Source organism: Streptomyces sp. NPDC028910 (genome assembly GCF_055564955.1).
The window spans coordinates 162,639-186,291 of sequence record NZ_JBVHVF010000014.1; the positions used below are offsets into that span (position 1 = coordinate 162,639).

At 70.7% G+C, this 23,653-nt stretch carries 24 protein-coding genes and 1 tRNA gene; 13 read left to right on the forward strand and 12 right to left on the reverse strand.

Annotation, left to right across the window (positions count from 1 at the left end):
- Positions 1-87 precede the first annotated feature (87 nt).
- Positions 88-160, forward strand: a tRNA-Leu gene (locus ACZ4TV_RS19045).
- 90 nt (positions 161-250) lie between these two features.
- Positions 251-1,048: a helix-turn-helix domain-containing protein gene (locus ACZ4TV_RS19050; protein WP_468135825.1), complete on the forward strand. Its 798-nt coding sequence runs from the start codon at positions 251-253 to the stop codon at positions 1,046-1,048.
- Here ACZ4TV_RS19050 and ACZ4TV_RS19055 read toward each other — a convergent pair.
- The gene (locus ACZ4TV_RS19055; protein WP_468135826.1) at positions 1,045-1,446 is read right to left on the reverse strand and encodes a hypothetical protein; all 402 of its coding nucleotides are present in this window, start codon (positions 1,444-1,446) and stop codon (positions 1,045-1,047) included. The two genes, ACZ4TV_RS19050 and ACZ4TV_RS19055, sit on opposite strands and share 4 nt — an antisense overlap.
- A 180-nt stretch (positions 1,447-1,626) precedes the next feature.
- Here ACZ4TV_RS19055 and ACZ4TV_RS19060 point away from each other — a divergent pair, with 180 nt between their 5' ends.
- Entirely contained in the window at positions 1,627-1,878 is a 252-nt protein-coding gene (locus ACZ4TV_RS19060) for an EF-hand domain-containing protein (RefSeq protein WP_468135827.1), read from the forward strand.
- A 13-nt stretch (positions 1,879-1,891) separates the two neighbouring features.
- On the opposite strand, the gene ACZ4TV_RS19065 is transcribed toward ACZ4TV_RS19060, so the two are convergent.
- On the reverse strand, positions 1,892-2,497 hold the full coding sequence (locus ACZ4TV_RS19065) for a TetR/AcrR family transcriptional regulator (protein ID WP_468135828.1): 606 nt from the start codon (positions 2,495-2,497) through the stop codon (positions 1,892-1,894).
- Between the two features lie 77 nt (positions 2,498-2,574).
- Here ACZ4TV_RS19065 and ACZ4TV_RS19070 point away from each other — a divergent pair, with 77 nt between their 5' ends.
- Positions 2,575-3,147, forward strand: coding sequence for an RBBP9/YdeN family alpha/beta hydrolase (locus ACZ4TV_RS19070; protein ID WP_468135829.1), 573 nt, complete (start codon positions 2,575-2,577; stop codon positions 3,145-3,147).
- A 34-nt stretch (positions 3,148-3,181) separates the two neighbouring features.
- Here the strand turns inward: ACZ4TV_RS19070 and pyk are convergent, their stop codons facing one another.
- On the reverse strand, positions 3,182-4,609 hold the full coding sequence (gene pyk, locus ACZ4TV_RS19075) for a pyruvate kinase (protein WP_468135830.1): 1,428 nt from the start codon (positions 4,607-4,609) through the stop codon (positions 3,182-3,184).
- A 159-nt stretch (positions 4,610-4,768) separates the two neighbouring features.
- Positions 4,769-5,470, reverse strand: a complete 702-nt coding sequence (locus ACZ4TV_RS19080; protein ID WP_468135831.1) for an SIMPL domain-containing protein — start codon at positions 5,468-5,470, stop codon at positions 4,769-4,771.
- Between the two features lie 128 nt (positions 5,471-5,598).
- On the opposite strand from ACZ4TV_RS19080, the gene ACZ4TV_RS19085 reads away from it, so the two are divergent.
- Positions 5,599-7,398 carry a bifunctional metallophosphatase/5'-nucleotidase gene (locus ACZ4TV_RS19085; RefSeq protein ID WP_468135832.1) on the forward strand — a complete coding sequence of 600 codons (1,800 nt, stop codon included), beginning with the start codon at positions 5,599-5,601 and terminating at the stop codon, positions 7,396-7,398.
- Between the two features lie 10 nt (positions 7,399-7,408).
- On the opposite strand, the gene ACZ4TV_RS19090 is transcribed toward ACZ4TV_RS19085, so the two are convergent.
- From ACZ4TV_RS19090 to ACZ4TV_RS19105, 4 genes are all read right to left on the reverse strand, one after another.
- Entirely contained in the window at positions 7,409-8,818 is a 1,410-nt protein-coding gene (locus tag ACZ4TV_RS19090; RefSeq protein ID WP_468135833.1) for a lysine N(6)-hydroxylase/L-ornithine N(5)-oxygenase family protein, read from the reverse strand.
- Positions 8,815-10,254, reverse strand: coding sequence for a pyridoxal phosphate-dependent decarboxylase family protein (locus ACZ4TV_RS19095; protein ID WP_468135834.1), 1,440 nt, complete (start codon positions 10,252-10,254; stop codon positions 8,815-8,817). Before ACZ4TV_RS19095 ends, ACZ4TV_RS19090 begins: the two co-directional genes overlap by 4 nt.
- A gap of 412 nt (positions 10,255-10,666) precedes the next feature.
- Complete coding sequence (pepN, locus tag ACZ4TV_RS19100; protein ID WP_468135835.1) at positions 10,667-13,165, reverse strand: aminopeptidase N; 2,499 nt, start codon at positions 13,163-13,165, stop codon at positions 10,667-10,669.
- Between the two features lie 50 nt (positions 13,166-13,215).
- Complete coding sequence (locus ACZ4TV_RS19105; RefSeq protein WP_468135836.1) at positions 13,216-13,566, reverse strand: chorismate mutase; 351 nt, start codon at positions 13,564-13,566, stop codon at positions 13,216-13,218.
- A gap of 173 nt (positions 13,567-13,739) precedes the next feature.
- Between ACZ4TV_RS19105 and ACZ4TV_RS19110 the strand changes: the two genes are divergently transcribed.
- Entirely contained in the window at positions 13,740-14,186 is a 447-nt protein-coding gene (locus ACZ4TV_RS19110; RefSeq protein WP_468135837.1) for a hypothetical protein, read from the forward strand.
- Entirely contained in the window at positions 14,183-14,542 is a 360-nt protein-coding gene (locus tag ACZ4TV_RS19115; RefSeq protein WP_468135838.1) for a winged helix-turn-helix domain-containing protein, read from the forward strand. The genes ACZ4TV_RS19110 and ACZ4TV_RS19115 overlap by 4 nt, the downstream gene beginning before the upstream one ends.
- Before the next feature lie 436 nt (positions 14,543-14,978).
- Here the strand turns inward: ACZ4TV_RS19115 and ACZ4TV_RS19120 are convergent, their stop codons facing one another.
- Positions 14,979-15,734, reverse strand: coding sequence for a serine protease (locus tag ACZ4TV_RS19120; RefSeq protein ID WP_468135857.1), 756 nt, complete (start codon positions 15,732-15,734; stop codon positions 14,979-14,981).
- Positions 15,735-15,915: 181 nt separating this feature from the next.
- On the opposite strand from ACZ4TV_RS19120, the gene ACZ4TV_RS19125 reads away from it, so the two are divergent.
- Entirely contained in the window at positions 15,916-16,812 is an 897-nt protein-coding gene (locus ACZ4TV_RS19125) for a hypothetical protein (RefSeq protein ID WP_468135839.1), read from the forward strand.
- 162 nt (positions 16,813-16,974) lie between these two features.
- The gene (locus ACZ4TV_RS19130) at positions 16,975-17,670 is read left to right on the forward strand and encodes an HAD family acid phosphatase (protein WP_468135840.1); all 696 of its coding nucleotides are present in this window, start codon (positions 16,975-16,977) and stop codon (positions 17,668-17,670) included.
- Positions 17,671-17,719: 49 nt separating this feature from the next.
- Here ACZ4TV_RS19130 and ACZ4TV_RS19135 read toward each other — a convergent pair whose 3' ends face one another.
- The 3 genes from ACZ4TV_RS19135 to ACZ4TV_RS19145 all read right to left on the reverse strand — a co-directional run bounded on the left by ACZ4TV_RS19135 (position 17,720) and on the right by ACZ4TV_RS19145 (position 19,969).
- Positions 17,720-17,845, reverse strand: coding sequence for a hypothetical protein (locus tag ACZ4TV_RS19135; RefSeq protein WP_468135841.1), 126 nt, complete (start codon positions 17,843-17,845; stop codon positions 17,720-17,722).
- A gap of 446 nt (positions 17,846-18,291) precedes the next feature.
- Positions 18,292-19,203: an SDR family oxidoreductase gene (locus tag ACZ4TV_RS19140; protein WP_468135842.1), complete on the reverse strand. Its 912-nt coding sequence runs from the start codon at positions 19,201-19,203 to the stop codon at positions 18,292-18,294.
- Between the two features lies 1 nt (position 19,204).
- The gene (locus tag ACZ4TV_RS19145) at positions 19,205-19,969 is read right to left on the reverse strand and encodes an SDR family oxidoreductase (RefSeq protein WP_468135843.1); all 765 of its coding nucleotides are present in this window, start codon (positions 19,967-19,969) and stop codon (positions 19,205-19,207) included.
- Between the two features lie 56 nt (positions 19,970-20,025).
- On the opposite strand from ACZ4TV_RS19145, the gene ACZ4TV_RS19150 reads away from it, so the two are divergent.
- From ACZ4TV_RS19150 to ACZ4TV_RS19165, 4 genes are read left to right on the forward strand one after another with little or no spacing between them, the layout of a single operon-like run.
- Complete coding sequence (locus ACZ4TV_RS19150; RefSeq protein WP_468135844.1) at positions 20,026-20,775, forward strand: enoyl-CoA hydratase family protein; 750 nt, start codon at positions 20,026-20,028, stop codon at positions 20,773-20,775.
- Positions 20,772-21,623 (forward strand): CoA transferase subunit A, encoded by an 852-nt coding sequence (locus ACZ4TV_RS19155; protein ID WP_468135845.1) that lies wholly within the window; start codon positions 20,772-20,774, stop codon positions 21,621-21,623. Before ACZ4TV_RS19150 ends, ACZ4TV_RS19155 begins: the two co-directional genes overlap by 4 nt.
- Positions 21,620-22,342, forward strand: coding sequence for a CoA-transferase subunit beta (locus ACZ4TV_RS19160; RefSeq protein ID WP_468135846.1), 723 nt, complete (start codon positions 21,620-21,622; stop codon positions 22,340-22,342). Before ACZ4TV_RS19155 ends, ACZ4TV_RS19160 begins: the two co-directional genes overlap by 4 nt.
- A gap of 4 nt (positions 22,343-22,346) precedes the next feature.
- On the forward strand, positions 22,347-23,420 hold the full coding sequence (locus tag ACZ4TV_RS19165; protein WP_468135847.1) for an NAD(P)H-dependent flavin oxidoreductase: 1,074 nt from the start codon (positions 22,347-22,349) through the stop codon (positions 23,418-23,420).
- Positions 23,421-23,653 lie beyond the last annotated feature (233 nt).

Consider the following 23,653-nt stretch of genomic DNA (forward strand, 5'->3'; position numbering starts at 1 on the left):
TTGCAAGGCGATTCAGCTGCCCCGAGCCTACCTAGCTCCTGTATGTTTGTGACACGGAGGGTCTTAGGTATCCTTTGTTTCGAAGGGGCCCCGGTAGCCCAGCGGTAGAGGCCATGGATTCAAAACCCATTCAGCGTCGGTTCGAATCCGACCCGGGGCACTTCTCCTTCGATTTCAAGGTCGCCAAGCAAATTTAGCGATCTTCACTCGTCACGGTGAACGAAGCTTCGAATTACGGCCAACCGGACGAATGGCGGCGAAGCTCCCGAGTGTGGAGCACAATCCTTCGATACGCGAAGAAGCAGTCCTACTGTTACGCCGAGGCGTGACCAACCGGGTAGTGGCCGAGCACCTCGGCGTGCCGCGCGGCACCATCGGGTGGTGGCGTCATGAGGACCGAAAACACCGCGGCGAGACCTGCATCCAGCCGACCGACTGTCCGAAGTGCACGGGCCGGGAATTCGACCAGCGGGCCTACGGCTATCTTTTGGGCCTCTACCTCGGCGACGGCCACATCATCTCGAAGTACAAGCAGCACCATCTGTCCGTCTTCTGCGACGCGTCACGATCAGGCCTCATTGACGCCGCCGAGGAAGCCATGCACCTCGTCATGCCCCAGCCCAGGGTGGGGCGCCGGCAGAGAGGGGGCTGCGTGGAGGTCAAGTCCTACACACGGCACTGGGTCTGCCTGTTCCCGCAGCACGGGCCCGGCAAGAAGCACGACCGCCGCATCACCCTTGAGGACTGGCAGCAGGAGATCGTCGACGCCCACCCCTGGGAGTTCATCCGGGGGCTCATCCATTCGGACGGGTGTCGGATCACCAACTGGACCACCCGGATGGTCGGCGGTGTGAAGAAGCGCTACGAGTACCCGCGGTACTTCTTCACCAACAAGTCGGACGACATCCGGAAGCTCTGTACGGACACGCTCACCAAGGTCGGCGTCCGGTGGACCATCCTGGCCCGGGGCAGCGACCCGTTCAACGTGTCCGTCGCCCGCAAGGAATCCGTGGCCCTCATGGACGCCCACATCGGGCCGAAGCACTAGGCAGGCCTCCGGGGCGGGGCCCATCGGCTGAAGCCGGCCTGGGAGGCGTGGACCGTGACGGTGCCTCCGCCGAGCGTGTCGGCCTTGTGGCGGAGCTGGTCGAGGACCGACGGGCTCGGGCGGCCGTACACGTCGATGGACCTCATACGGATGAACGCGGCGAACGCGGCGAATTTCGGTCCGCCGAGCTCCATGTGGAGTTCCATCGAGGCCGAATCGGGGTGGACGGCGACCACCGTCATGGTGGACTCGGTCTCGTCGAGGTAGAAGTGGTAGGCGATCACCCGTGGTTCGTGCGCTTCGACGAAGGCGGCCAGGTCCAGCATCCCGTGCCTGACGTCCGCGAGTTTGCCGGGGCGGATGTCCGAGTGGTCCACGTAGAAGATGGGTTCCGTCATGGCGCCCGAACCTAGCGGCGGACGGCTGGGGGAGGTCGTCGGACCCGCCGAGGATGTGTGCTCGGTAGCCGATGGGTTGTGCGGCGAAGTGTTCCGGGGGGTATTCCTTGGTCGTCATGCTGTGACCGTGTGACCTCGGGTTCCGTCGAGGTCAAGGTCAAACGATGAGGGGACTCTGTGATGAGCGAGAAGGCCCGGGAGCTGTTCGACGCGTTGGATCTCAACCAGGACGGGCAGCTGACGCGCGCGGAGGTGATCTCGGCGCTGCGGTCGAAGGGGCCGACGTTGGCTGCGCGGGGGGTTCTGCCGTTTTGGGCGTTGGGGGATGCGGATGTGTCGTCGGCGCTTTTTGATGCGGCTGATGCGAACGGGGATGCGGTGTTGACGTTTGAGGAGTTCGCCGCGGTGGTTGATCGTCGTTTCGGCTGGTAGCTGGGGCTGGGGGTCATGGGCGGGGGGTGAGGCCGTTGAGGACGGTGGCGACGTGGGTTTTGGCGTCGGTGGGGTCGAGGGGGGCGTGGGCGATGAGGAGGCGGTACCAGAAGGGGCCGAAGATCAGGTCGGTGGCGTGGTCGAGGTCGGTGGTGGTGGGGAGTTCTTCGCGGGTGATGGCGCGGCGGAGGAGGGTGGCGACGAGTTCGCGGCGGGTGTGGACCCAGGCGCGGAAGGGTTCGGCGAGGGCGGGGTCGAGTTGGGCTTCGGCCATGAGGCCGGTGAGGGCTTTGGTGTGGAGGGGGTCGTCGCCGATGCGGTAGAGGTCGGTGACGAAGGCGGTGAGGTCGCCGGTGAGGGTGCCGGTGTCGGGTTCGGGGACGCGGGTGGCGGTTTCGTGGGCGTAGGCGTCCATGACGAGGGCGGGTTTTGACTTCCACCAGCGGTAGATGGTGCTTTTGGCGACGTTGGCGCGTTTGGCGACGCCTTCGATGGTGAGGGCGCCGTAGCCGTTTTCGACGAGGAGGGCGGCGGTGGCTTCGAGGACGGAGTGGTGGGCGTCTTCGTTGCGGAGGCGGCCGCCGGTGCGGGGGGTGGGGTTTTGGGGTGTGGTTGACACGGCATCACGATAGCCCTACCTTTAATCGAAACGCTGCGTAGCGTTTCGATAGGTCGGGATGTTTCGGGGGGACAGTCATGAGCAGGATCGTGATCGCGCACGGGTACGGGATGAGCAGTGGTGAGCACTGGTACCGCTCCGTGGCGGAGGAGTTGTCCGGCGAGGGGCACGTGGTGCGTATGCCGGACTTCCCGGAGCCGTTCGCGCCGGAGGCGGGGGCGTGGTTGAAGGCTTTGCGGGCTGAGACGGAGGGGTTCGCGGCGGGCGAGACCGTGTTGGTGGGTCACAGCCTGGGTGGGGTGAATGTGCTGCGTCTGCTGCAGGAGCACGACACCGGGGCCGAGGGGGCTTTCGCGGGGGTGGTGTTCGTGGCGTCGATGTCGGGCGAGGTGGGTTATGAGGCGCTGGCGCCGTTCTTCTCGCCGGAGTTCGACTGGGTGAGGATCCGTGGGGCGGCGCGGGGTTTTCGGGTGTTGCATGCCGCTGATGACCCGGTGACGGGGGTGAGGACGGGTGAGCACGTCATGCGGTTCGTGACGGAGCTGGGGGCTTCGGCGTGGGTGACCGCGTCGGGCGGGCATTTTCCCAGTACGGGTGAGAGCCGGTTGGAGCTGCCCGACGCGGTGCGTCTCATACGTGAGGTGCTGTAGCCGCGGCTGCCGCGGCGGGCGGTTGCGTGGTGGGTTAGCGGACTGCGTCGCCGATGTGGTGGATGCGGACGAGGTTGGTGGATCCGGTGACGCCGGGGGGTGAGCCGGCGGTGATGACGACGACGTCGCCGGGTACGCAGCGGCCGATGCGCAGGAGTTCTTCCTCGACTTGGGCGACCATGGCGTCGGTGGAGTCGACGTGGGGGCCGAGGAAGGTTTCCACGCCCCAGGTGAGGTTGAGTTGGGAGCGTGTGGCGGGGTCGGGGGTGAAGGCGAGGAGGGGGATGGGTGAGCGGTAGCGGGAGAGCCGGCGGACGGTGTCTCCGCTTTGGGTGAAGGCGACGAGGAATTTGGCGTCGAGGAAGTCGCCCATTTCGGCGGCGGCTCGGGCGACGGCTCCGCCTTGGGTGCGGGGCTTGTTCCGGTCGGTCAGGGGCGGGAGGCCCTTGGCGAGGATGTCTTCTTCGGCTGCTTCGACGATGCGGGACATGGTGCGTACGGTTTCGACGGGGTATTTGCCGACGCTGGTTTCGCCGGAGAGCATGACGGCGTCGGTTCCGTCGATGACGGCGTTGGCGACGTCGGAGGCTTCGGCGCGGGTGGGCCGGGAGTTGTCGATCATCGAGTCGAGCATTTGGGTCGCGACGATGACGGGCTTGGCGTTGCGCTTGGCGAGTTTGACGGCTCGTTTCTGGACGATCGGGACTTGTTCCAGGGGCATTTCGACGCCGAGGTCGCCGCGGGCGACCATGATGCCGTCGAAGGCGGCGACGATGTCGTCGATGTTTTCGACGGCCTGGGGCTTTTCGATCTTGGCGATGACGGGGAGGCGTCGGTCTTCTTCGTTCATGATGCGGTGGACGTCTTCGATGTCTCGGCCGCTGCGGACGAAGGAGAGGGCGATGATGTCGGCGCCGGTGCGCAGGGCCCAGCGGAGGTCTTCGATGTCTTTTTCGGAGAGGGCGGGGACGGAGACGGCTACGCCGGGGAGGTTGAGGCCTTTGTGGTCGGAGACCATGCCGCCTTCGATGACGCGGGTGTGGACGCGGGGGCCGTCGATTGCGGTGACTTCGAGGGTGACGCGGCCGTCGTCGACGAGGATGCGTTCGCCGGTGGTGACGTCGGTGGCGAGTCCCTTGTAGGTGGTGCCGCAGGTGTGGCGGTCGCCTTCGTGGTCTTCGACGGTGATGGTGAACTGGTCACCGCGTTCAAGGAGTACGGGTCCTTCGCGGAAGCGGCCGAGGCGGATCTTCGGGCCTTGAAGGTCGGCGAGGATGCCGACGCTGCGGCCGGTCTCGTCGGAGGCCTTGCGTACGCGCTGGTAGCGCTCCTCGTGTTCGGCGTAGGTGCCGTGGCTGAGGTTGAAGCGGGCGATGTCCATTCCGGCTTCGACCAGGGCTTTGATCTGGTCGTATGAGTCGGTGGCGGGGCCCAGGGTACATACGATTTTCGCTCGGCGCATGGGACGAGCGTATTCCCCTACCAAGGAGTAGGTAATCGCTTCCGGGTGTCCACTCAACAACCTTTGTGCAAAAGGTTGTTGACAACTGTTGAATGTGCATGGGGGTGCTCTGATGAGCACCCCCGGGGCATCGATGTGTGGGTTCTTCGGAGTTCGGTTTCAGAGTTGGGGAGGGGTCATGGTGAAGCGGGCGTTCACCTGGGCGTAGACGGTCTGGCGCTGGGGTTCGAGGTCGAGCGGCGGGGGGCCGGCGTCCTCGGAGGCGCTGAAGGCCATGGTGCGCATTCCGGCGCCGGGTGCGGCGGGGAAGGGGGCGGCGTTCTCGGCGCCGAGGTCGGCGAGTTCGACGAGGGCGGCGAGGTGGGCGCCGAGGGCTTCGGCGTATTCGCGGGCGCGCTGGACGGCTTCGAGTACGGCTTGGCGGCGGGCTTGGCCGTGGGCGGGTGAGGTGGGGCGCAGGGCCCACCAGGGGCCGTCGACCTGGGTGAGGTCGAGGTCGGCGAGGCGGGTGGTGAGTTCGCCGAGGGTGGTGAAGTCGCTGAGTTCGGCGGTGATGTGGACGCGGCCGTGGTAGGCGCGGATGCGTTCGGCGCGGCCGTGGCGGGTGAGTTCGGGGGTGATGGAGAAGGATCCGGTTTCGAGTTTTTCGACGGGTTCGCCGTAGCTTTTGATGAGGTCGAGGACGGTGTTGTTGCGTCGGGTGAGGTCTTCGAGTGCGGTGCGCCGGTCGGTGCCGCGGGCGCTGACGGTGATGCCGATCCGGGCGATTTCGGGGTCGACTTCGATGCGGGCTTCGCCGCGGACTGCGACGCGGGGTACTTCGGGGGTTCCGTAGGGCTGGTGCGATGCGTCCTGGGTCATGGCTTCACTGTCGCACTGTCGCTCGTACGGGTGTGGTCATCGGATCGAAACCTGGTGGGGGTGTTGCTGCTTGTTGCTGGTGGGCCAGAATCTACGCGCGTTGTTCACGCCTTAAAAGGGGAGATGGCATGGCGTTCGACCGCAGGACGTTTCTGGGGACCACGGCCGCGACTGGTGCGGCCGTGGCGTTGGCGGGGGCCACGAGCACCCCGGCCGCGGCGCAGCCGGAGTCGGGGGTGCCGGGGTCCCGGACGTACTCGTTCACGGTGATGGGTACGACCGACTTGCACGGAAATGTTTTCAATTGGGATTACTTCACGGACAAGGAGTTCGACGACAAGGCGCACAATGACGTCGGTCTGGCGAAGATCTCCACTCTGGTGGAGCAGGTGCGGGCGGAGAAGGGGCGGCGCAACACGCTGCTGATCGACGCCGGTGACACGATCCAGGGCACCCAGTTGTCGTACTACTACGCGAAGGTGGATCCGATCACCGCGCGGCGGGGTCCGGTGCACCCGATGGCGCAGGCGATGAACGCGATCGGCTACGACGCGGCGGCGTTGGGGAACCACGAGTTCAATTACGGCATTCCGGTGCTGCGGAAGTTCGAGGAGCAGTGTGACTTCCCGCTGCTGGGGGCGAATGCGCTGGATGCGAAGACGCTGCGGCCGGCGTTCGCGCCGTACAGCATGCACCGGCTGCGGACTCCGCACGGGCCGGATGTGAAGGTGGCGGTGCTGGGGCTGACGAACCCGGGGATCGCGCTGTGGGACAAGGCGAACGTGCAGGGGAAGATGACCTTCCCGGGCTTGGAGGAGCAGGCGGCGAAGTATGTGCCGCGGTTGCGTTCTCTGGGTGCGGACGTGGTGATCGTGTCGGCTCATTCCGGGTCGAGCGGGACTTCGTCGTACGGGGATCAGCTGCCGTACATCGAGAATGCGGCCGGGCTGGTGGCGGAGCAGGTGCCGGGGATCGACGCGATCCTGGTGGGGCACGCGCACACGGAGATTCCCGAGTACCGGGTGAAGAACAAGGCGACCGGCAAGGACGTGGTGCTGTCGGAGCCGCTGAAGTGGGGGCAGCGGCTGACGCTGTTCGACTTCGAGCTGACGTGGGCGAAGGGCCGCTGGTCGGTGGCGAAGGTCGCGGCGAGGGTGCTGAACTCCAACACGGTGGCGGAGGACCCGAAGATCACGCGGCTGCTGTCGGACGAGCACCGCAAGGTCGTGGCGTACGTGAACCAGGTGATCGGCACTTCGACGCAGGCGATGTCCTCGGCGGAGGGGCCGGTGAAGGACGTGGCGATCATCGACCTGATCAACCATGTCCAGGCGGAGACGGTGAAGGCCGCTCTGGTGGGTACGGAGTGGGCGGCGCTGCCGGTGCTGTCGCAGGCTTCGTGTTTCTCGCGGACGGCGGGGATCCCGGCGGGGCAGGTGACGATCAGGGATGCGGCGGGTCTGTACCCGTTCGAGAACACCTTGGAGGCGCGGCTGTTGACCGGCGCGCAGCTGAAGGACTATCTGGAGTATTCGGCGCGGTACTTCGTGCGGACGGCTCCGGGTGATGTGGTGGATCCGGCGAAGTTGACGAATGCCGAGGGGACGCCGGATTACAACTATGACGCGGTGTACGGGTTCACGTACGACATCGATATCGCGGAGCCGGTCGGTTCGCGGATCAAGGGGTTGTCGTTCGAGGGGAAGCCGGTGGATCCGGCGGGGCGGTTCGTGCTCGCGGTGAACAACTACCGGGCCTCGGGTGGCGGGAACTTCCCGCACGTGCCGCAGGCCAGGCAGTTGTGGGCGAATTCCGACGAAATACGCAACACCATCATCCAGTGGGTGAAGGCGAAGGGGACGGTGGATCCGGCGCAGTTCGCGTCCGTGGACTGGCGGCTGACGCGGGCCGCCGTACCGGTGTTCTAGAAGACGCTCCCTACGGGTGTTCGACCAGCGGGAGCAGTTCGCCTGCGGGTCGGGGGCGGGCGTGCTCCCGCTGGTCGAGGCCGAAGGTGGTGAAGGCGGTGCGCGCGGGCTGGGGGTAGGGGTCCTTGCCGGTGAGGGTGTTCAGGATGGCGGCGCTGCGCCAGGCGGCGAGGCCGAGGTCGGGGGCTCCGACGCCGTGGGTGTGGCGTTCGCCGTTCTGGACGAAGATGCTGCCGGTGACGGCGGGGTCGGTGATCATCCGGTAGCGGTCGTCGATGCGGGGGCGGCCGGAGGAGTCCTTGCGCAGGTAGGGGTCGAGGCCTGCGAGGAGGCGGCCGAGGGGGCGTTCCTGGTAGCCCGTGGCGAGGACGACGGCGTCGGTGGTGAGCCGGGAGCGGGTGCCTTGTTCGACGTGTTCGAGGTGGAGTTCGACCTTGGTGGTGGCGACGCGTCCGGCGGTGCGGACGCTGACTCCCGGGGTGAGGACGGCGTCGGGCCAGCCGCCGTGGAGGGTGCGGCGGTAGAGCTCCTCGTGGATGGCGGCGATGGTGCCGGCGTCGATGCCCTTGTGGAGTTGCCACTGGGCGGGGACGAGTCGGTCGCGTACGGGTTCGGGGAGGGAGTGGAAGTAGCGGGTGTAGTCCGGGGTGAAATGTTCGAGGCCGAGCTTGGAGTACTCCATGGGGGCGAAGGAGGGGGTGCGGGCGAGCCAGGTGAGGCGTTCGCGGCCGGCGGGGCGGGCGCGGAGCAGGTCGAGGAAGACTTCGGCGCCGGACTGGCCTGATCCGATGACGGTGACGTGTTCGGCGCCGAGGATGCGCGTGCGGTTGTCGAGGTAGTCGGCGGAGTGGATGACGGGGACGGTGGGGGCTTCGGCGAGGGGGCGCAGGGGTTCGGGGACGTAGGGGGCGGTGCCGATGCCGAGGGCGAGGTTGCGGGTGTAGGTGCGGCCGAGGGCTTCGGCTTCGCCGGTGGAGTCGAGTTGGGTGAAGTCGACTTCGAAGAGGTCGCGTTCGGGGTTCCAGCGGACGGCGTCGACCTGGTGGCCGAAGTGGAGTCCGGGGACGCGGCCGGCGACCCAGCGGCAGTAGGCGTCGTATTCGGCGCGGTGGATGTGGAACTGCTCGGCGAAGTAGAAGGGGAAGAGCCGTTCCTTGTGCTTGAGGTAGCTGAGGAAGCTCCAGGGGCTGGCCGGATCGGCGAGAGTGACCAGGTCGGCGAGGAAGGGGACTTGGAGGGTGGCGCCGTCGATGAGCAGTCCGGGGTGCCAGCGGAAGTCGCGGCGCTGGTCGTAGAAGGCGGTGGCGAGTTCGCCTGCTCCTTGCTGCGGCAGGCCGTGGGCGAGGGCCGCGAGGGACAGGTTGAAGGGGCCGATGCCGATTCCGACGAGGTCGTGGGGTGCATCGAGCTGGGCGGTCATCGGTGGGTGCTGCCTTCCAGGAGGGCGATCAGGGTGTCCAGGTCCCCCGCCGTGGTGTGCGGGTTGAGCAGGGTGGCTTTGAGCCACAGGCGGCCGTCGGCGTGGGTGCGGCCGAGGACGGCGCGGCCTTCGTGCAGGAGGGTGCGGCGCAGGGTGGCGAGTTCGTCGTCGTCGGCGCGGGTGGGCCGGAAGAGGACGGTGCTGATGGTGGGCGCCGAGTGGAGTTCGAATCCGGGGTGGGCGTCGAGGAGTCGTGCGAGGTCGTGTGCGAGGTCGCAGGTGCGGTCGATGAGGCGGGCGAGTCCGTCGCGGCCCAGGGAGCGCAGGGTGGTGGCGATCTTGAGGGCGTCGGGGCGTCGGGTGGTGCGCAGGGAGCGGCCGAGGAGGTCGGGCAGGCCGGCTTCGGTGTCGTCGGTGGCGTTGAGGTAGTCGGCTTGGTGGGCGAGGGGGGCGAGCAGGGCGGTGTCGGGGACGGCGAGGAGGCCTGCGGCGACGGGCTGCCAGCCGAGTTTGTGCAGGTCGACGGTGAGGGAGTGGGCACGGGTGAGTCCGGCGAGCTGGTGGCGGTGGCGGGGGCTGAGGGCGAGGAGGCCGCCGTACGCGGCGTCGATGTGGAGGTCGGCGCCGTAGCGGTCGCAGAGGTCGGCGATGCGGTGGAGGGGGTCGATGAGTCCGGCGTCGGTGGTGCCGGCGGTGGCGGTGACGAGGGTGGGGCCGGGGGTGGTGGCGAGTGCCTCGGCGAGGTCGGCGGGGTCGAGGGTGCCGGTGGGGGTGGGCAGGGCGATGGCGGGCGGGAGGCCGAGGAGCCAGGCGGCGCGGGGTACGGAGTGGTGGGCGTTCGCTCCGTGCAGGACGGTGAGGCGGGGGCCGTGGCGTTCGCGGGCGAGGAGGAGGGCGAGTTGGTTGGCTTCGGTGCCGCCGGTGGTGATGAGGGCGTCGGCGTGGGGGGTGTCGTAGAACTCGGCGGCGAGGGCGCGGGTGAGGAGGGCCTCGACGGCGGAGGCGGCGGGGGCCTGGTCCCAGGAGTCGAGGGAGGGGTTGAGGGCGCTGGCGGCGAGGTCTGCGGCGGCCGCGACGGCGAGTGGGGGGCAGTGCAGGTGGGCTGCGCACAGGGGGTCGGCGGGGTCGGCGGCGCCTGCGGCGAGGGTGTGTACGAGGGTGCGGAGCGCTTCGTGGTCGCCGGTTCCGTGGTCGGGCAGTACGTCGCCGTCGCCCAGTGCGGCGTGGACGCGGGCGGCGAGGGCGTCGGGGCCGCCGGCCGGCAGGGGTCCGCCGCGGTCCAGGGCCCCGGTGTGCAGGGCTTCGAGGACGGTGTCGAGCAGGGGCCGCAGGGCTTGGGCGCCGGCGGGGCCGCCGGCGAGCGGAGGCAGCGGGGGCGGTGCGCTGGGCGCTGTGCCGGGCCCTGTGCTGGGCCCTGTGCCGGGCGGCGCTGTCATCGGGTCCTCCGGAGGCTGGCCGGGTGCGGGGCGGGGGCACCGCACCCGGCCGGTACAACGATCAGACCCGTATGGGGTAACCGCCGGGGTTTGTCCGGGTCGGCGTTTCCCCGGCTCCGGCCGTGGGAGGCACCGGCCGGGCGCTGCCCGGGCCCGCGCCTCAAACGCCGGCGGGGCTGGGTGGTGCGCGGCACACGCCCACGGGGCTGGGGTGCGCCGCATACGCCGGCTGGGCTGGGTGGTGCGCGGCACACGCCCACGGGGCTGGGGTGCGCCGCACACGCCGCGGGGCTGGGTGGTGCGCCGCACACGCCCGCGGGGCCGGGTGGTGTGCCGCACACGCCCGCGGGGCTGGGGGTGCGCCCGCACACGCCGGCGGAGCTGGGTGGTGTGTCGCACACGGCGGTGGGGCTCAGGTGGTGCGGACTCGCAGGGCGCGGGCCAGGTCGTCGAGTTGGTCGACGAGCTTGCGGCGCAGGAGCGGGAGGATGTCCTGGTCGGCGAGGCAGGCGTGGCCGGCCTGGAGGTTGGTCTGGTCGATGGCGTAGGCGGGGAAGGCCCAGCGGCCGGCCGCCTCGCCGATGGCCGGGCCGCGGCGGGCGGCGAGGGCGACGGCCTCCGGGTAGTAGCGGGTCACGTACTCCTGTACCAGTTCGGCCTGTTCGGGTTGCCAGAAGCCCTGGGCGGTGGCGCTGAAGAGGTAGTTGGACAGGCTGTCGTCGTGGAAGAGCCGTTCCCAGGCGGCGGCCTTGGCCTGCGCGGTGGGGAGCGCGGCGCGGCAGCGGGCCGCGCCTTCCTGGCCGGTGGCGCTGGGGTCCTCGGCGAGGGCGGCGTCGATCTCGCTCTCGCCGACGGCGCCGAGGACGGCGAGGCGGGCGAGGATGCGCCAGCGCAGCTCGGGGTCGAGTGCGGGGCCGCCGGGGACGGTGTCGCCGGCGAGCCAGCCGGCGATGGTCTCGGGCTGGACGGCGCTGTCGATGAGGGTGCGTACGGCGGTCAGCCGCAGGCCGGGCTCCGAGCCGTTCTCGGTGCGCCGCAGCAGGTCGTGGGCGATGCCGGTGAGGGTGCCCAGCGCCGCGGTCCGCTCCTCGGGGGCGACGTAGCGCACCGCGATCTGGGTCCGGGCGAAGGCGAGGACGCCCTGGACGATCGCCAGGTCGACTTCTTCCGGCAGGTGCGCTTCGGCGGTGGTCAGGTAGTCCTGCGGGTCCAGGTCGCCGTCGCGGACCATGTCGCGCAGGGAGTTCCAGACGACGGCGCGGGTGAGGGCGTCGGGGATGCCGGCGAGGCCGCGCAGGACCGTTTCGACGGAGGTCTCGTCGAGCCGGACCTTGGCGTAGGTGAGGTCGGCGTCGTTGAGGACGAGCAGCGCGGGGCGCGGGCCGGCCGCGGAGACGACCTCGTCGGAGGGGATGTCGAGGGCGAGGAGCTCGCGCAGTTCCAGGATGCGGCCGTCGGCGGGGTCGTGGTCGTAGACGCCGACGGCGATGTGGTGCGGGCGGCTGCCCCGGCGGTCGACGGTGAGGGTCCAGCCGGCCGTACCGTCGGTGCTCTCCTCGATCTTGGGGGTGAGGGTGTCGATGCCGGTGGTGCGCAGCCAGATGTCGGCCCAGGCGCGTACGTCGCGTTCGGTGTGGGCGGCGAGGGAGTCGATGAAGTCGGCGAGGGAGGCGTTGGCGAACTTGTGGCGGGCGAAGTGGGTGTTGATGCCGGCCAGGAAGTCCTTCTCGCCGAGCCAGGCGACGAGCTGGCGCAGGGCGGAGGCGCCCTTGGCGTAGGAGATGCCGTCGAAGTTGAGGAGGGCGGAGGCGGTGTCGGGGACGTCGTCGGGGGCGGGGGCGACGGGGTGGGTGGAGGGGCGCTGGTCGGCGTCGTAGCCCCAGGGTTTGCGGGTGACGCCGAAGTCGGTCCAGGTGTCGGTGAAGCGGGTGGCTTCGGTGAGGGTCTGGTAGCCCATGTATTCGGCGAAGGACTCGTTGAGCCAGATGTCGTCGAACCAGGCGAGGGTGACGAGGTCGCCGAACCACATGTGGGCCATCTCGTGGGCGATGACCATGGCGCGGGACTGGCGTTCGGTGTCGGTGACGGCGGAGCGGTAGATGAACTCGTCGCGGAAGGTGACGAGGCCGGGGTTCTCCATGGCGCCGGCGTTGAACTCGGGTACGAAGGCCTGGTCGTAGGAGTCGAAGGGGTAGGGCTCGGTGAACTTCTCCTGGTAGCGGTCGAAGCAGTCCTTGGTGATGGAGAGGATTTCCTCGGCGTCGGCGTCCATGTGGGGTGCGAGGGACTGGCGGCAGTGGATGCCGAAGGGCAGCCCGGCGTGTTCGGTGCGCACGCTGTGCCAGGGGCCGGCGGCGACGGCGGCGAGGTAGGTGGAGATGAGGGGCGTCGGGGCGGACTGCCAGGTGCCGTCGCCGGTGCGCGTGGTGATGCCGTTGGCGAGGACGGTCCAGTGCGCGGGGGCGGTGACGGTGAATTCGAAGACGGCCTTGAGGTCGGGCTGGTCGAAGGCCGGGAAGACCCGCTGGACGTCGTCCATGAACATCTGGCTGTAGACGTACGTCTGCCCGTCCGCGGGGTCGGTGAAGCGGTGCAGGCCCTCGCCGGTGCGGGAGTAGCGCATGCGGGTGTCGAGGTGCAGCTCGTGGGGGCCCTGGGTGAGGCCGGTGAGGGGCAGGCGGTTGTCGTCGAGGGCGGCCGGGTCGAGGGGGCGGCCGTCGAGGGTGGCGGAGCGCAGTTCGACCGGCTTCAGCTCGACGAAGGTGTCTGCGGCGGTGCGGGCGGTGAACCGGATGACGGTGGTGGAGTCGAACGTGTCGTCGTCGCCGGTGAGGTCGAGGGTGACGGCGTAGTGGTGGACGTCGAGGAGCCGGGCTCGGAGCTGCGCTTCGTTGCGCGTCAGTGCGGACATGGGCCCATGCTGCCGCAGTGGGCTGCCGGACCCGTCCGCACCCCGGTCTTCTACTCTTCGCCCGCGGCGATCGTCTCGTGGTGGCGGATGACCTCGGCGATGATGAAGTTGAGGAGCTTCTCGGCGAAGGCCGGGTCGAGCTTGGCGTTCTCGGCGAGCTGGCGCAGCCGGGCGATCTGGCTGGCCTCGCGGCCCGGGTCGGCGGGGGGCAGCTGGTGCCTGGCCTTGAGGTGGCCGACCTGCTGGGTGCACTTGAAGCGTTCGGCGAGCATGTGGACCACGGCCGCGTCGATGTTGTCGATGCTGTCCCGCAGGCGGGCGAGTTCGGCGGCGACGCTCTCGTCGATGCCTTCGGCGCCCTGGCCCTTGCCCGTGCCGTTGTCGAGGTCGCTGATGTTCATGGTTCCCGAGAATACGTGGCGGCGGCGGGTGGTTCCTCGGGCAGTCGGCCTGTGAGACGGGGACCGGCACGTGGGGTGCGCCGCGCCTCCCTTTACTTGCCAAAGTGGAAAGTACTCGCCATATTGGAAAGAGACCGGTGAACTGATCATCCGTGTGCGAACCAGGGGGAACCATGCGCGAGGCAGCGGAGGCAGCGGATGCGGCGCAGGCCGCACAGGCCGCGGGGGCGTTGGGCCGGGCAGCCGGACTGGAGAGGGCCGCACGGCAGCGAAGTGGCTGGTACGCGCGCTATTTGTGGGCGTTCGCGGCCGGGCAGCTGGTGCTCGTACCGGTGGCGGTGCTGGGGCACGGTCTCGGCTCGGCGCTGGTCTTCGGGGCCGCCAACACGCTCCTCGTGACCGGGCTGAGCGTGTACGCGGCGCGGCAGCGGGTGGTGCGCCGGGGGTTCGGCGTGAAGCACGGGGTGCTGCTGGGGTCCTGGGCGGTGGTTTTCGCCCTGACGGTCACGCTCGGCAGCACGGCTTTCGGCCGTAGCCTGCCGTTCGCGGCGGTGGCCGCGCTGGGGTGTGCGCTGCCGCTGGCCGTCGGCGCCTGGTCCGAGACGCGGAGCACGGGATGACGGACGAGGAGATCCCCGGCGCGGCGGCGGGTGCGGCCGGTCCCGGGGAGGCGAAGCGGGGCGGCGGCCATCCGCGGCACGATCTGGCGCCGCTGCTCAACGCACCCGTACGGCTGTCGGTGGTGGCGGCGCTGGCTCCGCTGGACAAGGCGGAGTTCGGTTTCGTACGGGATCTGGTCGAGGTCACGGACTCGGCGCTGTCCAAGCAGGTCGCGGCGCTGGAGGAGGCGGGCTGGGTGGCGGTCCGCAAGGGCCGCGTCGGGCGGCGGCCGCGCACCTGGATCTCGCTGACCCCTGAGGGCCGGGCCGTCTACGAGCGACACCTGGCCGCGCTGCGGGCCATCGCACTGGGCTAGGTCGTCTCTTTCGGATCTTGTCGGTCGAGCCCGCGTTGTCCGGTGCCGTGCATCGCAAGGCGGAGGGGCGCCCGTGTACTGGACGTACTCGGTCGCCCCGACAACGCGGCGAGCCGTCGGCTTGCCAGCAGGGCGCGATGGAAGGCGCCCGTACCGCCTCAACCGGCACGGCCGGGCCGGCGTCCTTCATGAGGAAGCCGGACGCTCCGCCGTGGGGCGCCCGCGTGGATGTCAGGTGGTGACGATGACGATGCGCGGTGTGGCGTGGCCGTCGGGGCCGGGCGGGCGCCGGGTGACGTCGAGGCCGTCGCGCTCTGGCATGCGGATGCCGAGGAGGAGGACGTCCGGCCGGTGCTCGGCGGGCCGTGGCCGTGGGACCGGTACGGCGCCTCGTCCTTCCGGCCGGGCCGGGCCCGGCCGGAAGGACGAGCGGGTGCTACATGCTCGCCGCGGCGCTCTTGATCGCGGCGGCGAAGGTGGAGACCTCGGTGTAGACGCCCGGGTAGTCGGGGCGGGCGCAGCCTTGGCCCCAGCTGGTGATGCCGACCTGGATCCAGGCCCCGGCGGCGTCGCGGCGGAACATCGGGCCGCCGGAGTCGCCCTGGCAGGTGTCGACGCCGCCCTCGTCGAGGAAGCCGGCGCAGATCTCCTCGCCCGGGACGAGAGAGCTGCCGTACGCGGCCTGGCAGTCGGCGTCGGAGACGAAGGGGACGGTGGCCTTCATGAGGTAGCGCTGCTGGCCGCCGCCCTCGCGCGTGGCGCCCCAGCCGGCGACGGTGAAGGTGCCGTTGTCGTAGGCCTTGGTCTCGGCGATCTTGAGGGTGGGCAGGTTGATGGGCTGGGCGAGCTTGATCAGGGCCCAGTCCTTGCCCGTGCCGTTGTAGCCGGGGGCCTGGAGCACCTTGGTGGACTTGACCTTGATGGCGCTGGAGCTGCGCAGGTCGACGACTCCGGCGGTGGCGGTGATGGTGGTGTTGTTGCCGGAGCCGCTCACACAGTGGGCGGCGGTGAGGACGATCTGCTGGGTGTAGAGGGCGCCGCCGCAGCCCATGGAGAGGCGCACCATGAAGGGGAACTCGCCCTGGGCGGCGCGGGTGCCGCCTACGACGGGTGCCGTGCCGGCGGTGGCGGTGCCGGGCTGGAGGCTGACGGCCGCGAGGGCGACCGCGCCGACGGCGAGGCTGCGCTTCATGAACTGCACAAGGGTGGTCACAGTCAACACACTGCCTTTCGTGGGGGGTTGGGCCGTGCGTGTGCGTGCGTCATCGGGTGCATGACGAGTCCATGACACATCAGCGGTATGGCGCGCATCAAGAACGCATTTTCGGCCAACTCCCGTTCGAGACGACAGGGATTGCGGTGAGGGAGACCCGATGACGCACAACGGCGGGCGAGGCGGCCCCATCGAGCACGGATTTCCACATCTGGCGACGGTGCGCGCCTCGATCACCGCGCTCTTCCGGCGGTTGTCGGCCGACGGGATCCGCGCCTACGACGTGAGCTTCACCCCGGCCGACGCCGCCTTCGACGCCACCGACGACCTGCACCTGGGCGCGCAGCGGGTGGCCTCCGCCATGGTGCGCGCGCTACGGCTGCCCGACGCGCGGATGGTGGTCAGCTTCCGGCCGATGGAGCAGGCGGCCACTGTGGAACTGGCCGCGGGGCCCGAGTACTTCATCGAGGTCAGCGACCGCTTCCGCACCCACCGCCGGGACCTGGCGGCGGCCCTGTCCCACGAGGTCGCGCACGTGCTGCTGCACCGGCTGGACCTGAACCTCCCCGGCGCCGCGGCGAACGAGATCCTCACCGACACCACCGCCGCGTACCTCGGGGCGGGCTGGCTGCTCCTCGACGCCTACCGCGAGGACGAGCTCACCCACCAGAGGTTCGGCTACCTCACGCCGGAGGAGTTCGGCTTCGTCCTCGCCAAGCGCGCCGCGCTGCTCGGCGAGGACCCCTCCACCTGGTTCACCAGCCCCCAGGCGTACGAGGCCTACGTGCGCGGGCGCGCGCTGGCCGAACGGGACCACCGGCTGGCCCCGCTGGCGGCGGCCGGCCCGCTGGAGCGGCGGCGGTACGCGAAGGCGCGGCGCACCGGGACCGCCCCGGCGGACGGGTCGGCGTACCGCTTCGAGCGGGAGGCCAACGGCCGTGCGGTGCGGGTGAGTTTCCCGTGCCCGGTGTGCGGGCAGCGCCTGCGCGTGCCGGTGCGCGGGCGGCTCCGGGCGCGATGCGGTCTGTGCCACACCGTCCTGGAGTGCGACACCTAGTGCTGTGACCGGAAAGGTTCACCGGGTCACAGCACTAGGCCCTGTCCGGCCGCGATTCACCACCCGGCCACGAAGAGTTTCCTACCGGCCAGTAGACATGGGTGGGATTCTCGCCAACTCTGGTCACGTACATGCCAATTCGTGACCGAGGGAGCGCCCCCCATGCGCAGCACCCACCGCACCCGTATGACCCGTCCCGCCGCCGCCGGCGTGGCCGCAGTGGCCGCCGTCCTGACGCTCGTTCCGGCCACCGCCGCCCAGGCGGCCCCCGCCGCCGCGCCGGTGTCCGTGCCCGTGTCGGTGTCCGTGCCCGCCTCCGTGTCCGCCTCCGCGCCCGGCGGCAACGCGGCGATCCTCGGCATCGACTACGCCGTCTGGCAGCGCGACGTCGCCGCCGTCATGGACGCGGCCCGCCCCGCCATCGAGCAGCGCATCGCCGCCTCGCCCGCCGGGGAGAAGCCCGCCCTCGTCCTCGACATCGACAACACCTCGCTGGAGACGGACTTCCACTGGTTCTGGACCTTCCCGACTCCCGCGATCGTCAAGGTCCGGGAGCTGACCCAGTACGCGCACGCGCGCGGGGTCGCCGTCTTCTTCGTCACCGCCCGCCCCGGGATCATCCACTCCCTCACCGAGCACAACCTCAAGGCCGTCGGCTACCCGGTCTCAGGGCTCTACGTCCGCGACCTGCCCGACCTGTTCGACGAGGTGAGCGCCTACAAGACGGGCAAGCGCGCGGAGATCGAGGCGCGCGGCTACACGATCATCGCCAACATCGGCAACAGCCCGACCGACCTCGTCGGGGGTCACGCCGAACGCACCGTCAAGCTGCCGGACTACGACGGCAAGCTCTCCTGACCCGAGGCCGCGGGCGGCGGCGTCGGTCTCCGGCCGGCGCCGCCGCCCGTCAGGCCTCGTCGGCCGTGCCGTCGTTGTCGTCGACGCCGCCCGGCGGATTGCGGATCACGCCCGCGACGATCCACACGAGGGTGCCGACGATGAAGGCGATGACGATCGCCGTACCCACGCCCATACGCGGGCTGTGCCCGGCCGGCCCGCCAGGAACACCCCGTTCCGCCGGCGCGGGCCGGATCGGAGGAGGCGAGGGAGAACACGATGGGCCGACTGCGGTTCAGCGAGGGGTTGTAGCGGGTAGTCATATCCCAACGCACCGCCGAAGTCTCGGGCCCGACCCCTCGCCAGGGGGCCGGGCCCGCTCTCCGTACTCCACCCCGAGCCGCGAAACCCGAACCCTTCGGCCCCGCCCGAACAATCCCGCCAGCCTCTGAGACGCGGGGCCCGGGGGCCCGAGCAACTCCAGCCCCGCCGACGTTTGAGGCGCGGGGTCCGGGGCGGAGCCCCGATGGGGCGGAGCCCCGATGTCTGGTGCGGCGCCGCTGCCGGGGGCGCTGCCCCCGGACCCCCGCGCCTCAAACGCCGGCGAGACTGAATGGTGCGGCCAGGCTGAATCGCGCGGCGCTAGCGCGAGCCGTACACCGGCAGCGGGGGCTCGGCCGCGGCCAGGAGTTTCGCCGCGGCCTCCCCCGCCTCGGCGGGAGTCCACCGGGCGCCGCGGTCCGCCGTAGGACCCGGTCGCCACCCCTCCATCACCGTGATCCGCCCGCCCTCCGCCTCGAAGACCCGCCCCGTGACCCCCGCGGACGCCCCCGCGCCCAGCCACACCACCAGCGGTGACACGTTCTCCGGGGCCATGGCATCGAAACCGCCTTCCCCCGGGGCGGCCATGACCTCCGCGAAGGTCCGCTCCGTCATCCGGGTCCGCGCCGCCGGGGCGATCGCGTTGACCTGGACCCCGTAGCGCCCCATCTCCGCCGCCGCGACCAGGGTCATCCCGAGGATCCCGGCCTTCGCCGCGCTGTAGTTGCCCTGCCCGACCGATCCCAGCAGACCCGCCCCCGACGAGGTGTTGACCACCCGGGCCGCCACCTGCCGGCCGGCCTTCGCCTCCGCCCGCCACCACGCGGCCGCCGACCGCAGCGGCAGGAAATGCCCCTTCAGGTGCACCCGCATGACCGCGTCCCAGTCGTCCTCGTCCAGATTCACCAGCATCCGGTCCCGCAGGAACCCCGCGTTGTTCACCAGGGTGTCGAGGCGGCCGAAGGTGTCGACGGCCGTCGTCACCAAGGAGGCCGCACCCTCCGGGGTCGCGACGTCCCCGCCGTGCGCCACCGCCTCCCCGCCCAGCGCCTCGATCTCCGCGGCCACCCGCGCCGCCGGGCTGTCCGGCCCCGGCAGCCCGTCCAGCCCCACGCCCAGGTCGTTCACGACGACCTTCGCCCCCTCCGCCGCGAAGGCCAGCGCGTGGGCCCGCCCCAGCCCCCGTCCCGCGCCCGTCACGATCACGACCCGGCCTTCGCACAGTCCCGCCATCTCAGCTCTCCTTGTTGACAGTTGCCGCATCCAGAAACGCCGGGCGCTCCCCGCCGCCGTGCACCAGCAGGCTCGCCCCGCTCACGTACGCCGCCCGGTCGGAGGCCAGGAACACCGCCGCCTCCCCCACGTCCGAGGGTTCCGCCAGCCGCCCCAGGGGGACGGTGGCGCCCACCGCCGCGACCCCCGCCTCGTCCCCGTAGTGCAGGTGCGCCAGCTCGGTCCGCACCATGCCGAGGACCAGCGAGTTGACCCGCACCTCGGGCGCCCATTCCACGGCCATGGACCGGGCCAGGTTCTCCAGCCCCGCCTTCGCCGCCCCGTACGCCGCCGTCCCCGGCGAGGGCCGCGTCCCGCTGACGCTGCCGATCATCACCACCGAACCCCGGGCCTGCCTGAGCCAGGGGTGGGCCGCCAGCGAGGCCGTCAGCGGCGCCACCAGGTTGAGCTCGACGACCCGCGCATGGCGCTGCGCCTCGCCCTCCCCGAGCAGCCGGTACGGGGTCCCGCCCGCGTTGTTGACCAGGCAGTCGAGCCGTCCGTAGCGGCCCGCGACCGCGCCGAAGAAGTCCCCCACGGCCGCCGCGTCGCGCAGGTCCACCGCAGTGAAGGACGCCGTGCGCCCGCCCGCCGACACCGGTTGCCCGGGCGGCCGCCGCGCGCAGACGACGACGTCCGCGCCGGCCGCGAGGAACGACCGGGCGATACCGGCGCCGACCCCACGCGTTCCTCCGGTGACGACGACGACCCTCCCGTCGAGCTCCATGGGCTGCTACCTTCCTCACCTAACAAATGTTTGGTGGAAAGGTAGCTGATCCGCTCATGGGTGTCTCCACCTCCCGCCCGGACAAGGGCATCGCACTCGTCACAGTCGACTTCCCCCCCGTCAACGCCCTGCCCGTGCGGGGCTGGTACGAGCTGGCCGACGCCCTGCGGGCCGCCGGCCGCGACCCCGAGGTCCGGTGCGTCGTCCTCGGCGCCGAGGGCCGTGGCTTCAACGCCGGCGTCGACATCAAGGAGATGCAGCGCGACACCGGGCACGCCTCCCTCATCGGCGCCAACCGGGGCTGCTACGAGGCCTTCGCCGCCGTCTACGAGTGCGAGGTGCCGGTCGTCGCGGCCGTGAACGGGTTCTGCCTGGGCGGCGGCATCGGCCTGGTCGGCAACGCCGACGCGATCGTGGCGAGCGACGACGCGACCTTCGGGCTGCCCGAGCTGGACCGGGGCGCGCTCGGCGCGGCCACCCACCTGGCCCGTCTGGTCCCGCAGCACGTGATGCGCACCCTCTACTACACCTCGCGCACCGCCACCGCCGCCGAACTGCACGCGCACGGCTCGGTCTGGAAGGTGGTCCCGCGGGCCGAGCTGCGCTCCGCCGCCCTGGAGCTGGCCGCCGAGATCGCGCGGAAGGACGGCTCTCTGCTGCGGCTGGCCAAGGCGGCCATCAACGGCATCGACCCCGTGGACGTGCGCCGCAGCTACCGCTTCGAGCAGGGCTTCACCTTCGAGGCCAACCTCAGCGGGGTGGCCGACCGGGTCCGCGACACCTTCGGGAAGGCAGACGGCGCATGAGCGACAAGAGCAAGACCCCCGAAGAGGTGATCGGGCGGCTGCGCAGCGGGATGACGATCGGCATCGGCGGCTGGGGATCACGCCGCAAGCCCATGTCCCTGGTGCGCGCACTGCTCCGGTCCGAGATCACCGATCTCACCGTGATCTCGTACGGCGGTCCGGACGTCGGCCTGCTGGCCGCCGCCGGCCGGATCACACGGCTCGTCGCACCCTTCGCCACCCTCGACTCCATCCCGCTGGAGCCGCATTTCCGGGCCGCCCGCGAGCGCGCCGCCCTCACCCTCACCGAGCTCGACGAGGCCATGTTCATGTGGGGTCTGCACGCCGCCGCGAACCGGCTCCCCTTCCTCCCCGTCCGCGCCGGCCTCGGCTCCGACGTGATGCGGGTCAACCCGGAGCTGCGTACGGTCACCTCCCCCTACGCCGACGGCGAGGAGCTCGTCGCCGTTCCCGCCCTGCGCATGGACGCCGCCCTGGTCCACCTCAACCGTGCCGACCGCCTCGGCAACGCCCAGTACCTGGGCCCCGACCCCTACTTCGACGACCTCTTCTGCGAAGCCGCCGACGCCGCCTACGTCTCCTGCGAACAGCTCGTCGAGACCGCCGAGCTCGCCAAGGCCGGCCCCCCGCAGTCCCTCCTCGTCAGCCGCCACTGCGTCACCGGGGTCGTGGAGAGCCCGAACGGCGCGCACTTCACCTCCTGCGTCCCCGACTACGACCGCGACGAGGCCTTCCAGAAGCTGTACGCGACCACCCCCTGGCCCGAGTTCGCCGAGCGCTTCCTCTCCGGCCGCAGCGAGCACGACTACCAGTCCGCCGTCCGGACCTGGCACGAGGAGCAGCAGTGATCAGTCGCTCGGAATACTGCGTGATCGCGTGCGCCGAGGCCTGGCGCGACAACGGCGAGGTGCTCGCCAGCCCGATGGGCCTGATCCCGTCCTTCGGTGCCCGGCTCGCGAAGCGGACCTTCTCCCCCGACCTGCTCCTGACCGACGGCGAAGCCATGCTCGTGGGACTCGACGGCACGGCCGAGGGCTGGCTCCCGTACCGGCGTCACCTGACCATGGTCACCGGCGGCCGGCGGCACGTGATGATGGGCGCCAGCCAGATCGACCGCTTCGGCAACCAGAACATCTCCTGCATCGGCGATTGGGAGCGGCCGGTCCGCCAGCTCCTCGGGGTGCGCGGCGCGCCCGTCAACACGCTGAACAATCCGGTGAGTTACTGGGTGCCGAAGCATTCCCCCCGGGTCTTCGTCGAGCGCGTCGACATGGTCAGCGGGGTGGGCTACGACCGTGCCGCCGAGGCCGGGGTGACCCGCTATCACCGCCTCCCGCGGGTGGTCAGCGATCTCGGCGTCTTCGATTTCGCCGGCCCCGGCCACTCGATGCGCCTCGCGTCCGTCCACCCCGGGGTCGCCGTCGAGGAGGTCCGGGCGGCGACCGGTTTCGAGCTCGCGATCGCGGACGAGGTGCCCCGCACCCGGGAGCCGAGCGCGCGGGAGCTGCGGCTGATCCGCGAGGTGATCGACCCCGAGGGGCTGCGCGACCGGGAAGTGCGGGGCTGATCCGATGGAGACGGCGTTCACCGAGCTGGTCGGGGTCGAGCACCCGATCGTGCAGACGGGCATGGGCTGGGTCGCCGGCCCCCGCCTGGTGTCGGGCGCGGCCAATGCGGGGGCCCTGGGCATCCTGGCCTCGGCGACGATGACCCTGGACCAGCTGCGGTCGGCGGTCCGCGAGGTCAAGTCCCGCACCGCGGACGGGACCCCCTTCGGGGTCAACCTGCGCGCGGACGCCGGGGACGCGGCCGAGCGGGCCCAGCTGCTCATCGACGAGGGGGTACGGGTCGCCTCCTTCGCCCTCGCGCCCTCCGAGGAGCTGATCGGGCGGCTCAAGGACGCGGGCGTGGTGGTCATCCCGTCGATCGGGGCCCGGCGGCACGCCGAGAAGGTGGCGGCCTGGGGCGCCGACGCGGTGATCGTGCAAGGCGGCGAGGGCGGCGGTCATACCGGGGACGTGGCCACGACGGTGCTGCTGCCCCAGGTCGTGGACGCCGTGGACATCCCGGTGGTCGCGGCGGGCGGCTTCGGTGACGGGCGCGGTCTGGTTGCGGCCCTGGCGTACGGGGCCGCCGGGATCGCCATGGGCACCCGCTTCCTGCTGACCTCGGACTCCACCGTCCCGGACGCCGTGAAGGCGCGGTACCTGGCGGCCACCGTCAAGGACGTCACCGTCACCACGGCCGTCGACGGCCTGCCGCACCGCATGCTCCGCACGGAGCTGGTCGATTCCCTGGAGCGGGCGGGCCGCACCCGGGCGCTGGTCCGGGCGGTCCGGCACGCGGCGGGCTTCCGGAAGCTGTCCGGTCTGAGCTGGCCGCAGATGGTCCGCGACGGCCTCGCGATGAAACACGGCAAGGACCTGTCCTGGAGCCAGGTCCTGCTCGCCGCGAACACCCCGATGCTCCTCAAGGCGTCCATGGTCGAGGGCCGTACGGACCTCGGCGTCATGGCATCGGGCCAGGTCGCGGGGGTGATCGATGATCTCCCGTCCTGTGCGGAGCTCGTCTCCCGCGTCATGGCCGAGGCACAGCAGGTACTCGCAGCACTGCACTCGCTCCGCACCCTGCCACCACCAGGGTGATCCCCCTTCTCCGTCACAGGAGTTGCCCATATGAGCCGTGCCAGAATCCGCCTGGCGGCCGCGGCGGCCGCCGCCGCTCTCGCCATCGGGACCCTGCCCGGGGGGGGGGGGGGGGGGGGGGGGAGCGGGGGGGGGGGGGGGGGGGGGGAAAAAAAAAAAAAGGACCACAAGGGAGGAAAACCATGGGTGGTAGGAGGTTCTCCGAATCCTTCCCCATTCCCACAACCCGCAGC

Bases quoted from the DNA above. Each gene is read 5' to 3' on its own strand.
- ACZ4TV_RS19050 (WP_468135825.1), top strand. From the start codon at position 251: ATGGCGGCGAAGCTCCCGAGTGTGGAGCACAATCCTTCGATACGCGAA.
- ACZ4TV_RS19055 (WP_468135826.1), bottom strand. From the start codon at position 1,446: ATGACGGAACCCATCTTCTACGTGGACCACTCGGACATCCGCCCCGGC.
- ACZ4TV_RS19135 (WP_468135841.1), bottom strand. From the start codon at position 17,845: ATGGGCGTGGGTACGGCGATCGTCATCGCCTTCATCGTCGGCACCCTC.
- ACZ4TV_RS19090 (WP_468135833.1), bottom strand. From the start codon at position 8,818: ATGACCGCCCAGCTCGATGCACCCCACGACCTCGTCGGAATCGGCATC.
- ACZ4TV_RS19095 (WP_468135834.1), bottom strand. From the start codon at position 10,254: ATGACAGCGCCGCCCGGCACAGGGCCCAGCACAGGGCCCGGCACAGCG.
- ACZ4TV_RS19080 (WP_468135831.1), bottom strand. From the start codon at position 5,470: ATGACCCAGGACGCATCGCACCAGCCCTACGGAACCCCCGAAGTACCC.
- ACZ4TV_RS19120 (WP_468135857.1), bottom strand. From the start codon at position 15,734: ATGAAGCGCAGCCTCGCCGTCGGCGCGGTCGCCCTCGCGGCCGTCAGC.
- ACZ4TV_RS19085 (WP_468135832.1), top strand. From the start codon at position 5,599: ATGGCGTTCGACCGCAGGACGTTTCTGGGGACCACGGCCGCGACTGGT.
- ACZ4TV_RS19125 (WP_468135839.1), top strand. From the start codon at position 15,916: ATGACGCACAACGGCGGGCGAGGCGGCCCCATCGAGCACGGATTTCCA.
- ACZ4TV_RS19140 (WP_468135842.1), bottom strand. From the start codon at position 19,203: ATGGCGGGACTGTGCGAAGGCCGGGTCGTGATCGTGACGGGCGCGGGA.
- ACZ4TV_RS19060 (WP_468135827.1), top strand. From the start codon at position 1,627: ATGAGCGAGAAGGCCCGGGAGCTGTTCGACGCGTTGGATCTCAACCAG.
- ACZ4TV_RS19115 (WP_468135838.1), top strand. From the start codon at position 14,183: ATGACGGACGAGGAGATCCCCGGCGCGGCGGCGGGTGCGGCCGGTCCC.
- ACZ4TV_RS19105 (WP_468135836.1), bottom strand. From the start codon at position 13,566: ATGAACATCAGCGACCTCGACAACGGCACGGGCAAGGGCCAGGGCGCC.
- ACZ4TV_RS19155 (WP_468135845.1), top strand. From the start codon at position 20,772: ATGAGCGACAAGAGCAAGACCCCCGAAGAGGTGATCGGGCGGCTGCGC.
- pepN (WP_468135835.1), bottom strand. From the start codon at position 13,165: ATGTCCGCACTGACGCGCAACGAAGCGCAGCTCCGAGCCCGGCTCCTC.
- ACZ4TV_RS19110 (WP_468135837.1), top strand. From the start codon at position 13,740: ATGCGCGAGGCAGCGGAGGCAGCGGATGCGGCGCAGGCCGCACAGGCC.
- pyk (WP_468135830.1), bottom strand. From the start codon at position 4,609: ATGCGCCGAGCGAAAATCGTATGTACCCTGGGCCCCGCCACCGACTCA.
- ACZ4TV_RS19150 (WP_468135844.1), top strand. From the start codon at position 20,026: ATGGGTGTCTCCACCTCCCGCCCGGACAAGGGCATCGCACTCGTCACA.
- ACZ4TV_RS19145 (WP_468135843.1), bottom strand. From the start codon at position 19,969: ATGGAGCTCGACGGGAGGGTCGTCGTCGTCACCGGAGGAACGCGTGGG.
- ACZ4TV_RS19165 (WP_468135847.1), top strand. From the start codon at position 22,347: ATGGAGACGGCGTTCACCGAGCTGGTCGGGGTCGAGCACCCGATCGTG.
- ACZ4TV_RS19130 (WP_468135840.1), top strand. From the start codon at position 16,975: ATGCGCAGCACCCACCGCACCCGTATGACCCGTCCCGCCGCCGCCGGC.
- ACZ4TV_RS19070 (WP_468135829.1), top strand. From the start codon at position 2,575: ATGAGCAGGATCGTGATCGCGCACGGGTACGGGATGAGCAGTGGTGAG.